This window comes from Crocosphaera sp. UHCC 0190, from assembly GCF_034932065.1.
Classification (GTDB): Bacteria; Cyanobacteriota; Cyanobacteriia; order Cyanobacteriales; family Microcystaceae; genus UHCC-0190.
Genome location: NZ_JAYGHP010000004.1, coordinates 232,159 through 244,774, shown reverse-complemented (window position 1 = coordinate 244,774; position 12,616 = coordinate 232,159). Strand labels below are relative to the sequence as shown.

General features: G+C 39.1%; 15 protein-coding genes and 1 pseudogene. 5 read left to right on the top strand and 11 right to left on the bottom strand.

The annotated features are described in order from the left end of the window. Window positions 1-97 precede the first annotated feature (97 nt). Window positions 98-598, top strand: coding sequence for a Tic20 family protein (locus tag VB715_RS08720; protein WP_323300806.1), 501 nt, complete (start codon window positions 98-100; stop codon window positions 596-598). 1 nt (window position 599) lies between these two features. On the opposite strand, the gene VB715_RS08715 is transcribed toward VB715_RS08720, so the two are convergent. Continuing rightward, complete coding sequence (locus VB715_RS08715; RefSeq protein WP_323300805.1) at window positions 600-1,385, bottom strand: fumarylacetoacetate hydrolase family protein; 786 nt, start codon at window positions 1,383-1,385, stop codon at window positions 600-602. Between the two features lie 21 nt (window positions 1,386-1,406). Then, window positions 1,407-1,598, bottom strand: a complete 192-nt coding sequence (locus VB715_RS08710; protein ID WP_323300804.1) for a hypothetical protein — start codon at window positions 1,596-1,598, stop codon at window positions 1,407-1,409. Between the two features lie 94 nt (window positions 1,599-1,692). On the opposite strand from VB715_RS08710, the pseudogene rpsF reads away from it, so the two are divergent. After that, window positions 1,693-2,052: pseudogene (gene rpsF, locus VB715_RS08705) on the top strand (30S ribosomal protein S6); the annotation flags it as partial. A gap of 169 nt (window positions 2,053-2,221) precedes the next feature. Here the strand turns inward: rpsF and VB715_RS08700 are convergent. The 3 genes from VB715_RS08700 to VB715_RS08690 form a co-directional block, all read right to left on the bottom strand. After that, the gene (locus tag VB715_RS08700; protein ID WP_323300803.1) at window positions 2,222-2,713 is read right to left on the bottom strand and encodes a DUF4168 domain-containing protein; all 492 of its coding nucleotides are present in this window, start codon (window positions 2,711-2,713) and stop codon (window positions 2,222-2,224) included. A gap of 171 nt (window positions 2,714-2,884) precedes the next feature. After that, complete coding sequence (locus VB715_RS08695) at window positions 2,885-4,231, bottom strand: TRAP transporter large permease subunit (protein WP_323300802.1); 1,347 nt, start codon at window positions 4,229-4,231, stop codon at window positions 2,885-2,887. Then, complete coding sequence (locus tag VB715_RS08690; RefSeq protein WP_323300801.1) at window positions 4,215-4,769, bottom strand: TRAP transporter small permease subunit; 555 nt, start codon at window positions 4,767-4,769, stop codon at window positions 4,215-4,217. Before VB715_RS08690 ends, VB715_RS08695 begins: the two co-directional genes overlap by 17 nt. 167 nt (window positions 4,770-4,936) lie before the next feature. Here VB715_RS08690 and VB715_RS08685 point away from each other — a divergent pair, with 167 nt between their 5' ends. Both VB715_RS08685 and VB715_RS08680 read left to right on the top strand, forming a co-directional pair. Further along, complete coding sequence (locus tag VB715_RS08685) at window positions 4,937-6,655, top strand: alkaline phosphatase D family protein (RefSeq protein ID WP_323300800.1); 1,719 nt, start codon at window positions 4,937-4,939, stop codon at window positions 6,653-6,655. A 172-nt stretch (window positions 6,656-6,827) separates the two neighbouring features. Next, window positions 6,828-7,538 carry a DUF4915 domain-containing protein gene (locus VB715_RS08680; RefSeq protein WP_323300799.1) on the top strand — a complete coding sequence of 237 codons (711 nt, stop codon included), beginning with the start codon at window positions 6,828-6,830 and terminating at the stop codon, window positions 7,536-7,538. Window positions 7,539-7,632: 94 nt separating this feature from the next. On the opposite strand, the gene VB715_RS08675 is transcribed toward VB715_RS08680, so the two are convergent. From VB715_RS08675 to VB715_RS08650, 6 genes are all read right to left on the bottom strand, one after another. Next, window positions 7,633-8,019 carry a hypothetical protein gene (locus tag VB715_RS08675; protein WP_323300798.1) on the bottom strand — a complete coding sequence of 129 codons (387 nt, stop codon included), beginning with the start codon at window positions 8,017-8,019 and terminating at the stop codon, window positions 7,633-7,635. A 5-nt stretch (window positions 8,020-8,024) separates the two neighbouring features. After that, a complete protein-coding gene (locus tag VB715_RS08670; RefSeq protein ID WP_323300797.1) occupies window positions 8,025-10,040 on the bottom strand; it encodes a ribonuclease R family protein in 2,016 nt (671 codons plus the stop codon). A gap of 151 nt (window positions 10,041-10,191) precedes the next feature. Next, complete coding sequence (gene rpsR / locus VB715_RS08665; RefSeq protein WP_323300796.1) at window positions 10,192-10,407, bottom strand: 30S ribosomal protein S18; 216 nt, start codon at window positions 10,405-10,407, stop codon at window positions 10,192-10,194. Between the two features lie 34 nt (window positions 10,408-10,441). Further along, entirely contained in the window at window positions 10,442-10,636 is a 195-nt protein-coding gene (gene rpmG, locus VB715_RS08660) for a 50S ribosomal protein L33 (protein WP_323300795.1), read from the bottom strand. Between the two features lie 298 nt (window positions 10,637-10,934). Then, complete coding sequence (locus VB715_RS08655; protein ID WP_323300794.1) at window positions 10,935-11,396, bottom strand: hypothetical protein; 462 nt, start codon at window positions 11,394-11,396, stop codon at window positions 10,935-10,937. Window positions 11,397-11,593: 197 nt separating this feature from the next. Then, entirely contained in the window at window positions 11,594-12,028 is a 435-nt protein-coding gene (locus tag VB715_RS08650; RefSeq protein WP_323300793.1) for a peroxiredoxin, read from the bottom strand. Window positions 12,029-12,146: 118 nt separating this feature from the next. Here VB715_RS08650 and VB715_RS08645 point away from each other — a divergent pair, with 118 nt between their 5' ends. Further along, window positions 12,147-12,551 carry an Npun_F0494 family protein gene (locus VB715_RS08645; RefSeq protein WP_323300792.1) on the top strand — a complete coding sequence of 135 codons (405 nt, stop codon included), beginning with the start codon at window positions 12,147-12,149 and terminating at the stop codon, window positions 12,549-12,551. Window positions 12,552-12,616 lie beyond the last annotated feature (65 nt).

The following is a 12,616-nucleotide window of genomic DNA, read 5'->3' as shown; positions in this document are numbered from 1 at the left end:
AATAATAAGTAAAATGCACAACAGCTTAACCGTAATCTAACAAATGTTGTACATTGTAAGAATAGCCCGTAATAATTTTGTAAAGGAGCAATAAACAATGACGTGGCGTGGGTCTATCGGTATTACAGACCGTATTTTTGGAACATTAGTCTATTGTTTTGCCATTTTTGACACCTTGTCTTTTGGCAGTTTCTTATTAAATCAGTTTCCCGTGTTCAATTTTCTGCTCATTCCTGCGGTTCCTATTGGCTTTATTTACGGGGTTTTTGGACAGTTTTTTGGGCAGTTTGGCAGCTTTATCCTGTTTATGATTTTATTTTTGGCCGTTGTCCGTAACGAAAGAGTCAGCCATTTTATCCGTTATAATGCCATGCAATCCATTCTGATTGGAATTCTTTTAGCCCTATTAGACTTGGTAATGCAATGGGTTCTCATCCCAGCATTAGGGTTAAATAATATTCTCATGGAAACCCTATTTAATGTCATTTTCTTGGGGGGACTAGCTGCGTCCTATTTTTCCATGATTCAATCAGCATTAGGACGCTATGCGGAAATTCCTACGATTTCTGAGGCCGCCTATTCTCAGGTGCGTTGGTAGGTTAAGACGGTTCAACCACTGCCATGATAGAGTTTTCTAGACTACCAATACCTTCAATTTCAATCCTAACGATATCCCCTACCTGAAGCGGCCCCACACCTTCAGGTGTCCCTGTTAAAACCACATCCCCAGGCAGCAAAGTCATAATATGAGAAATATAAGAAACAAGAGCTTGAGGGGAAAATACCATATCTTGAACCAAAGCGGATTGTCTTGGTTCAGATTCATTGTTAATAAAAGTTTGAATTTTCGCTCCAGCACTTAATTCTCGAATCACCCAAGGCCCCAAAGGACAAAAACTATCAAATCCTTTTGCTCTTGTCCACTGACTATCTTTTTGCTGTAAATCACGGGCTGTAACATCATTAGCGATAGTATAGCCCCAAATTTTGTAGCGAGCGTCTTGGGGTGAGCAATCTTTTGTCGTTTCCCCAATAATTAAAGCAAGTTCCCCCTCATAATCTACTCGTTGAGACTGTACGGGATAATAAATGGTTTGTCCTTCCCCGATAAGAGTGGAAGGGGGTTTCAGAAATAATAATGGTTCCTCTGGGACAGTATTACCTAACTCAGCAGCATGGGCCCGATAATTTCTGCCCACCGCAACAATTTTAGAGGGAGCGCAAGGAGCTAAGAAATCGTAGGTATCTGCTTTTAAAACCACTCCACTCGGTTGTCCTCCCTCCCAAGGAGCAGCATCAAAAACCGCGACACTGCGGTTAAGATTAAGGGAGCCGTAATGAATGTTTCCTTGAGTTGTTTTTACTCGAACGTAGCGTTGCGCCATAAGATTGAGCAGTCAGTTAGGTTAAGAAAAGACGAATATAGCGGTGTGCAGTTGAATGAGGTACAAAGCATTAGGTTTAAAACCACTACCCATAAGGGTTTTACTTCTGACTTCTGACTTCAAACTTCTGACTTCTACTATATGCCATCCCATATAGTAGCAATTAGTCATGCCGTCGTAGTATGATTTTAAAGGAATCTGTTCCCAAGACATCTTCCTGTCTTGATTAGTTTCCATGATCCTTGCTTCTCAAGGTCTATGTGATGACCAATTAAGAAGCCAACCTGTCCATAAGGAGTTTAACTCAATGAGTCAATATTACGAAATGATTTATATCCTGCGTCCTGATTTGTCGGAAGAGCAGGTTAAACAAGAAGTGAGCAAATATCAGGAATTTTTAACTGAAAATAACGCCACAGACCTTCAAACCAAGATTTGGGGAAAACGTCGTCTTGCTTATCCCATTCAAAAAAAGGTTGATGGCATTTACGTTCAAATGAACTATCAAGCAGATGGGACACAAATTGCGCCCTTAGAAAGAATGATGCGTTTAGGGGAAGAAGTCATGCGTTATCTAACAATTAAGTTAGATACAGTGGCTTCAGACACGACAGAAGAAGAAGCACCAGAAGAAGAAGCCCCTGTACAAGCACCTGTACAAGCATCTGTACAAGCCCCTGTACAAGCCCCTGTAGAAGCTAAAGTGGAAGCACCTGTAGAAGCACCTGTAGAAGCTAAAGTGGAAGCAGAAGCACCAGAAGCTGTTGCTGTTGAGGAATAAATCGTTTAATTAATTAGGTAGAGACGTTATCTATAACGTCTCTATACCAACGGTATTAATTTTCTAACATTTGCTGTACTCTCGCTTGTAAGGCTTTATTTTGGGAAATCGTGGACTCTATTTCTAGAAACCGCTTAAGCTCTAATCCTTGGGTTTCTACGGTACGTTGTCGCTTTGTTTCCGATGCGTTCATGATTTCGTTAACTTTAACAACAGCTTTTTTAAATTTGTCTAACTCATCAGAAGATACATTCGCCTGGGGATTACGATTTCTTTGACTTTCATTAATTTCGACAAATCTTTGGGGGGTTAATCCTTCTTTACCGATAGCTTTGGCCATTTGTTGTTGAGTTTGCATCTCAATTTTTTGGAATTGCTTAATTACTTGGACAAATTGTTGCAATTCTAAGGGACTTACTGCTGGTTGTGAAGCTTGGGAGGATTCTACCGTTGATGATAAGGGAACTTGAAATTGAGCCATGACGGTTGTTGGCACTGACAACCCAACAATAGTCATCACTCCTCCCACTAAAATGGATTTATACATAAAATAATGTTTCCTTAGCGATTTGGAATAGGCAACTTCAATACAAGAGACGCTTTTTAGTCACCATTGTTCGGAGTTTAGCGTTTTCTCTGTAGAGAATATTTACTAAACTAGCATTTTCTGAAACCTTTGGCAGTATAAGCAGCATTTAGTGTCAATAGAATACTACAATTATTGTCCTGCGGTACTTAAAGAAGGCAAGAAACTGACTAAAGGAGGGAAAATAATGATTAACGCCAGCACTAAAACTTGCAACAAAATAAAAGGAATTGCCCCGCGATAAATATCTTCAGTTTTTAATTCTGGTGGGGCAACACCTCTTAAATAAAAGAGTGCAAATCCAAAGGGCGGGGTTAGAAAGGATGTTTGTAAATTGGTCCCAATGATTACTGCATACCACAGTAAATCTATTCCTAATGTTTCAGCAACGGGCCTAAAAATTGGAATAACAATAAAAGCAATTTCAAAGAAATCAATAAAGAAACCCAAAAAGAAAATGGTTAACATACTAACTGCTAAAAACCCATATTTTCCCCCAGGAAGGTTGGTTAAAACATCCAACATAAAGTGATCTCCATTTAATCCTCGAAATACCAAACTAAAGGCCGTGGAACCAAATAAAATAAAAATGACCATAGTGGTAATTCGTAGGGTTGCATCACAAACTTGTTTAACTGATGCCCAACTTAACTGTTTATTAAATGCGGCTAAAATCATCGTTCCTAAAGCCCCGACGGCTCCTGCTTCTGTCGGAGTTGCAATGCCAAAAAAAATACTTCCTAACACTAATAAAACTAATAATAAGGGAGGAAACATCGCTTGTAAGACTTGTTTCATTAAGGCTTTTTTGCCGATATTTCTCTCCTCTGGGGGCAAAGCAGGAGCCACATCTGGCCGTAAAAATGCCACAATAATAACATGAAGGGCAAACACTCCAGCCATCATTAATCCTGGAATAATTGCACCGATAAATAAATCGCCAACGGGAATACCCAATTGATCTGCTAATACGACTAAAACAACACTAGGAGGAATTAATTGTCCGAGGGTTCCTGATGCCATGATGACCCCCGCAGCTAATTCTTTGTTATAGCCATAACGTAACATAATAGGCAGCGAAATTAACCCCATAGCCACAACTGTTGCCGCTACAACTCCGGTAGTTGCTGCTAGTAATGCCCCCACAAATACAACTGCTAAAGCAAGTCCACCCCTGAGTTTACCAAATAGAATTCCCATGGTTAATAATAATCTTTCTGCAATGCCTGTTTTTTCTAGCATTGAACCCAAAAAGATAAAATAGGGAATTGCTAAGAGGGTATAGTTTCCCATAATGCCAAAAATTCGACTGGGTAAGGCACTTAAAAAAACGGGATCAAATACTCCTAAAACCACACCTATTATGGCAAAAAGAATGGATACACCACCCAAAGAAAAGGCAACAGGATAACCAAAGGAAAGTAAAATTAAAGCCCCCAAAAACATAAAAGGGCCTAACCATTCATAAGCTAGGGTCATGGTGTTCCTCCTGGGGGGTTAATTGTTCAGTAAAAATAGCCCAATTTTTAATGGCTTCAGCAAGGCCTTGAATTATCAGTAAAATATAACTGACAATAATCATAGATTTAATGGGATAACGAGGCAAACCGCCAGGATCAGGGGACATTTCCCAACTGTTCCAAGAGTTGATAATAGTTCCCCAAGAATAAAAAATAATCATCAAACAAAAGGGAATTAAAAAGATAAAAACACCAATAAAATTAACTAATGCTTTGCGTTTTACCGACCAATCTTTATACAATAAATCAACTCTAACGTGTTCATCATGTTTGAGAGTATAAGCTGCCCCTAAAAGGAAAACTAGATCAAACAAATACCATTGCATCTCAATTAATCCATTAGAGGTTAAACTTGCACCAAGAAATCTGCCCAAATATCGTCCAACGACATTCCAAACCCCAATTAATACCATCCATAATACTAACCAATAACTGAGTCGGCCTATCCATTCGTTGATACTGTCGATAATGCTGGCAATACGAAGTAGTTTTTGCAAGGAATTAACCTCGATTTAAACTCATGAATTATTTAATATAGCAGTTTATGGGAAACATTATGAGATTTTTATAAGAAAATTAAAGTTTTATTGCTTAGTGGCTTAAAAGGTTATCCTTGAAATTATAGAATATAGTTTGTTTGCTCACAATTTTGGACAAAGTTTGAATGATTAATATTGCTAGTGGAGATACCACACAACAGTCAACGGTTTTATGGGGACAGAGTGATAATCTTGGGGACATCATTTTTGAATATTCTACTGATCCTAATTTTCAATTAATTACAGGAAAAATAACCGCTAAAATAACTGATGCTAAAATACCTGTAAAAGTAAAAATTACTCAACTAAAATCAGGGACACAATATTATTATCGAGTCACAGATTCTAAGCAAGTAACTAACAAAGGAAAATTAATTACTGCTGCGGATCAAAATAGTTATCAAGGGTTAAGGTTTGGGGTGTCTGGAGATAATCGAGGGGAATTAAGTCCCTATCCTTCTATTGAGAATATTCCTAATAGGAATTTATCGGTTTTTATCTTGCATGGAGATACAATTTATGCTGATTATCCTTCTCTTGCTTTATCTAAACCTAATGCAGAAAGTTTAGAAGAATTTCGCTTAAAATATGGTGAAGTTTATGGCACAAGGTTTGGGGTAAATAGTTGGGAAAAAGTGAGAGAAACTACTTCAATTTTAGCGACTATTGATGATCATGAAGTGATTAATGATTTTGCGGGAGGTGCAGATGTTAAGACTGATCCTCGATTTAAAGATAAACCAGGAACCCTAATTAATGAAAGTAGTTTATATAAAAATGGATTGCAAGCATTTCAAGAATATCATCCCTTAGAAGATAAATTTTATGGTGTAACAGGTGATACTAGAACAGCGAATAAACGACAACTCTATCGCTTTCAAACCTATGGAAAAGATGCAGCCATTATTGTCTTAGATAATCGTTCTTTTCGAGATTCTGCCCTTCGTAATATACAAGATCCAACAGATAAAGCCCAAGTTGCCCAATTTTTAGTAGCGTCCTTTAATTCCCAAAGAACTATGTTAGGAAAAGTACAACTTAAAGACCTAAAAAATGATTTATTAGCGGCAGAAAAAGCAGGAATTACTTGGAAGTTTATCATGGTTCCTGAACCCATTCAAAATTTAGGGGTAACTGCTGCTTCTGATAGGTTTGAAGGATACGCCGCCGAAAGAACAGAAATACTTAAATTTATCAAAGATAATAACATTAATAATGTGGTTTTTGTTGCCGCAGATATTCATGGAACTGTTGTTAATAATTTAACCTATCAAGAGATTCCTGGGGGTCAACAAATTCCCATTAATGCCTTTGAAATTACCACAGGATCAATCGCATTTTATGAACCATTAGGGCCTACTGCTATCAACATAGCTGCCAAAATGAATTTACTTAAACCTCAACAAATAGAGACTTATCAAAGTTTACCCATTGCACAAAAAGAAGCTTTTGTTAAACAATTATTGAATCAACAAATTATCCCATTAGGTTATGATCCAGTGGGGTTAGATTATAATTTACCGATTGCTGATGGATTAATTAATGCTAAACTTTTATCAGGGAATTATACGGCGACTCATACCTTTGGCTGGACAGAATTCGAGATTGATAGAGTAACACAAAAATTGACAGTAACTACCTATGGAATTAACCCCTATTCTCAGGCAGAAATCGAAAAAAATACCCCAGAAATTCTCAATCAAAAGCCTGAAATAGTAAGTCAATTTGAAGTTACACCATCTAATGATAAAGTACAGCAAAATAGTTTAATCTTAGGGATCACAATGATTGTTTTGTTTTTAATCATTCTTGGAGTTAAAAATATTAAACAGATTTTTAACTAATTTGTTGACATATTTAGTAATAAATAGACTTTAACTCTAAAGAGTTAAGCTATACAAACAAAGGTTGCCTACGCAACCTAGAATTTACTAAATCTTGACAGATCAAACAATTTATGTTATAAAAGGTAAGTTTTGCAAAAATGGACATAATTGACCATAAAAAAATTAATACATGGACAACCAAGGTTTAACTCTGTCTTGCTCTCCTAATTTCCCTCAGTGGTTAACGGAAAGGCTTTTAAGCTTGGCCTTTACTACCTATCAAACCAACCGCCTATGTTTTATTGGTAGTGGTATCGATGGCAGGCTGAAAGTCCATGAAAGACTGTTAGATAAACCTATGGGACTCTACGGCGATACAGGACGCTTATACCTTAGTACCCGTTACCAAATCTGGGAATTTCAGAATATTTTGGTATCAGATGTGGCGCAAAATGAGATTATTGTTTCGGGTTTATCTCAGTTACGTTCCCAGACTTTTACGGGGTTAGGCTTAGAAAAACGCCTGATGGAGATGGGAGACAGTCCGCGCTGTGGCTTAATGGTGATTGACCTGAAAACGGGAAAACCTGTCCATTGGCTGTATTTTGAGACGATGATCGAAGAATTGTTTGATGTGGTGGTGTTGCCAGGGGTAAGGCAAGCTCAAGCAATTGGGTTACAAGGGGATGAAATTCAACGCTTGGTGACGTTTCCTGACAGTGGTAATGCCAGCTTTAACTACACCCTTGGCGATGCTAGCCTGACTGGTACTGCGGCTGTTACTGTGGCTGTTGGTGCTAACATTACAGGCGGTAATGGTAATAGTGACGATAACCTGGTTGGCACTAGCGGTAACGACAACATCGACGGCGGTATTTGTCGGGAGTTGATGCCAATGTGATTAATTCTGCTGATTTTGTCTCCTTGTAGACTGATTTAATCATCTAATCCTCAAAAAGATCGTCCTCTACAGTAAAAGGGCGATCTTTTTACTTTTATAATTTACTAAACTTTTCAGGATGATCTTGCCAAACTTGAGTAATAAACTGCCTTAATTTTTCTTTAGCTTCTTGTAGACTTTCTGGGGAAGATATTTGAGTTTCTAAGTGAGTTAATAAGGGAATAACTTCTGTATCTAAAGCCACCCTAAAAAGAGTTATGGGATATAATAAATCAGACGTTGAACGAACATCAATCAAAATTTTAGGCATTGATAACCGATGATAAACCTGTCTATCTTCAGCAATAACCGCCAAAAATAAAGGACGAACCCAACACCGTTGACGTGACTCAACCACTTGAATCACTTCACAATAAAGACGGTGATCATCATGTTCTAAACAAACAATTTGATGAGGACTAAATAAAGCAACTTCAGTCATAAAATCTAAATCATTGTTGACTGAACTTCATTTTCAAGCATCTCACGGAAACGAATTTCATCACGATGGGGATCAGCGCGACTCACTTGAACATTCAAGCGATCGCCTAAAGAAACCGTGCGTTCAAAGCGATGAGGCAATTCCAACCCCAATTCTTCCAAGAGGAGAACCCCTAATTTTTCATCCTCTCGTAACCACCGTAAAACCACTCCTTGCCAAATTTGATCCGCATTCCGACGTAAAAACTCTAACCCCCAATAACGGTTGGTTTGTCGTTCCACTAAGGTTGCTTCCTGGGCTGAGAGAGTGACACTATATAAAATCTGTTGCATCACATCCAAAGGAAAAGGTAAGGGATCACCCCGTAAATGGGCTTTTAACTGAAAATGGGTTAATAAGTCCGTATAACGACGAATGGGGGAAGTTACCTGAGTATAAGTATTTAACCCTAAACTCGCATGACGATTGGGTAAAGTACCAATTTCACTACGGGGCATACAACGACGTAAGGCGCAAGCACGAACTGGCCCTGCTGGCAAGACCAACAACTCTTCATCTGAGGGTAATTCTGGCTGGGGTTGTCCCCGAAAGGGAACAGGAATATTATGTTCTTGACAATAACGTCCGGCCACTTCTCCCGCAAGAATCATCATTTCTGCCACCAATTGACGAGAAATGGAATTATCCACTAATTCAATAATAATCTCATCTTCCGATTTGACCTTAATCACCGCCTCTGGCATTTTAATGGTGATTGAACCCTGAGACTGTCGCCATTGGTGTCGTTGCTTTGCGGCACTGGCCAACACCGCTAATTCTGATTCAGCAGTAATGCCTAACTGCAACATTTCATCCACATCATGATAAGTGAGGCGGTAAGTTGGTTTAATTAGACTGGCATGAATCGAATAATCTTGTGCTGCCCCTTTCTCATCTAAGATAATCCCAAAACTCAGAGAAGGACAAATTTTTCCTTGACGCAAACTCATGGGGCCCGTTGCTAACTCAGTCGGGAACATCGAGATCATGCCCGTCGGTAAATAGAGGGTTGTGCTGCGTCTTCTGGCCTCTAAGTCTAGCTCATCTCCTGGGGTAAGAAAACGGGTGGGATCAGCAATATGCACCCATAACTTGACCCTATCCCCGTCTAAAAATTCCACACTTAACCCGTCGTCAATTTCTTCCGTACTTTCATCGTCAATGGTGTAAACCTTCAGATGGGTTAAGTCCAAGCGATCACTATCAGCGTCGGGGGGTAGATTTTGTAAGCAAGAATAGGCCACGTCCAGTACCTTTTTCGGAAAATTGATCGGATAAGAGCTACGCCGCAAAAAGAGGTTTTCATGACGACTCCACCATCCTAACTCTACCAATAATTGAAAGGCAGCTTCAGGGGTCGTGGGTCGCCCAATTTCGCTGAGAAGATCTTGAGCATTGCGATGGGTTTGCTCTGGTTGTAAAATAAATTTTTCTAACTGTTCTAACCTGGTGCGATCGCTTTCTGTCCAGTCAATAGCTTCTTTTGCGATCGCCTGTTGAAGATGGCCAAAAAAGGTCGCTTTTTCTTGTTGACGTTGTTGTTCAACATCGAGTTGATGTTTAATTTCCTCAACCTGACTGGCCGAACGGGGTTCGTAATTGTCGCCTTTTTTCTTAAAATAAATCTTATCGTCACAGAGCAAACTATGGGCTGCATAACATAGCACGGGAGTTTGTTCAGAGAACAGAAAATTCGCCAATTCCTCTGGACTGACGGCCTCTCCTTCTTCTACCAATAATTCCCAGGCCACCTCTAAACTAGATGGCTCTAGATAGGGTTGAACTTCTCGGAGAAAAGGCCCAATATCCGTTGTGGTGTAGGGGCCCCCTTGTATTTCATATTCTACGCGCTGAGGCCGCAGTTTATGGGCGTGACTCCCACTATCAATCACTATCCAGTCTTTTTTGCCTTCTGGACGATCAACCACCGCCAGACGACGTTCTCCGTTAACTCTAAATTCAATGAGTTTTCCTTTTTCCACCCGCTTTTCGCCTTAATTGTTTTATGCAGATCTTTTACTATTCTATCTTCCAGTCTAACTTGACTGGACTCTCGGCCATAGGGGTACGGGGGGTAAAGTGTCGGGACAAGTTTTTGACTGACGACACCTTACACCCTAAGAAAGAAAAAGGTTATGCTTCTTTGTTGACAAAGGGAAGTAAGGCTAGAAACCGGGCCCGTTTGACTGAGTTGGTTAAGGCTCTTTGCTGTTTGGCCGTTAACCCCGTAATGCGTCGGGGCAGAATTTTTCCCCGTTCGGTGATAAATTTCCGCAACAGTTCCGTATCTTTATAGTCGATGGGTTGCTTGGGGGGAATTGGGGAAAGACGTTTGCGATAATAACTCATGGTCTTGACTTTTTCCTTATTTTATGCTAGGCAATTATTTAATCTCTTTGTGGACGGTATGGGCGTTACAGTGACGACAGAACTTTTTCAGTTCTAATCTTGCAGTGGTGTTGCGACGGTTCTTGCTGGTGGTATAGCGGTTAACCCCAGGCGATCTCTTGTCTGTATTTGTCCGACATTCTGTACACTCTAAGGTGATAATCAGTCGAACCCCTTTTTTGCTGGCCATAGTTTAATTTAGCAAATCACTCAATTAATTTAATTTACACACAAACGGTTATTATCTCATATTGTCAAAGAGTTTGCAACCTGCCATCTTGTTTTTTTAGCATTCCTATCTTACTAATCAAATCCCAGTCAAAAGGAACATTCTTATGTTAACAGAACAAAATAAAGCGATTGTACTTGATTTTTATCAAGCTTTTATGAATATATTTAAGTTATTCAAGAAATCTAATTAGCCCCAAAAAATTGATGGTTTGGGATTAGCAACCCAATAATTAACCATCAATTTTTGACTTTACTGCTTAACGTTTAGGTCGAAACATAAACCATAAAGCCCCGACTCCTGCGGTAATCAATAAACTTTGAACAGAAGATGTAGGAAAAGAACTATAATGTAAATCTTGTTGAGATTCATGGCTAATTTTATCCACTTCAACCCCTTTTTCAGTAACAGGAACAATCAAAATTTCGCCATGGCCTTCATCAATAATTTGTACTTCCCAGTCTCCAGGAATGGAGGTATCAGGTAAAAAAGAAAACCTTCCTTGTTCATCGGTTTTCGCTTCTAACCAAGGTTTTTCCGTATCATTTGGCGCAAAAATAATCACATCAGCATTTTTCGCTACTTCATCCGTACTGTAAACCGTTTGAAATTCTAATTTATCAGAGAACAAATAATTAGTTTGCATGGTATGGGCTAAGGTTTGAGAAGGTATTCCCATCACCCCAAATAAAAATGGTAACGAAAGTATGATCTTTTTCATCTCGACTACACTCCTCATTAAGACTGGATTAGAGCTAGGAAAATTATAACAATTCTCAAACATTAGTTAGCGATCGCGGGAGCAAAAAAACTCTAGCACTAGAGAAATTCTGGACTAGATATGAGTTCAAAGGAACTATTAAAATTAAAAAACCCCACCATCAGGTGAGGAAACATGAATTCGAGTTAATTAAAAGATTAACCCACAATGCCTAAAATATCTTGAGCATGGGTAGCAGTTTGTACTTTTTCATCCACATAACTAATTTTACCTTCCCCATCAATGATGTAGGTGACACGCTTAGAATAAGCACCACCAGACACATCATAAGCATTGGTTAAAGTTCCGTCTTTATCAACCAACAATTGGAAAGGTAAACCATACTTTTCCTTAAACATTTTATGAGATGATTGATCATCCATACTCACCCCAAAGACAACCATATCCTTATCTTGATATTGTTGATAATTATCGCGGAAGCTTTGAGCTTCTTTCGTGCAACCAGGAGTATCATCTTTAGGATAGAAGTATAAGACGACGATTTTACCTTTATAGTCTGATAAAGAGACAGTTTTGCCCTCATCATCAATGGTGGTAAAGCCAGGTGCAACAGTTCCAACAGCTAAAGCCATAGCTTCTCATTCCTGAATTTTGAGTTGTCACTCTTGATCATAAAACTTTACATGACAATAAGAAACCTTTCATAATAAAGATATTGGCCTAGAAGACGCTTTCAAAGCTGCGATCCTTATGACAACATCAACTCCTCCCCTGAACCTTACCTATACCAATAACACCCTAAAACGGGCAGAAAGAGCTTTAGGCTGCGCTCCCTTTCAGTTAAACTTATTTACAGCCATGAAGACAGACAGTGTCCCTTTGCCCAATATTGCGGGGGAAAGGGGAGTTAAACAAGGTTACACCCTCAAACCTTTATCAGAACAACGGGTTGAAAAAGACTTGATGTGGTTAATTCAGGTAGGATTATTACGACGAGAAGTAGATGGACAAGGAATTACGGATAGTTTTCGTTTAACCCCGTTAGGACGGCAATTAGTGGCAAAATGGAAAGCACAAGGAGAAAAGTTGCCTCAACCCTCTTGGTGGGAGCGACTGGTTAATAAGTTTACCCGTTGGTTTAGTCTACCGTTTTAACATCTGTAGGGGTCAACGGCCGTTGACCCCTACAAAATTCCAAAACTGAATAACCGAGAGGTCAA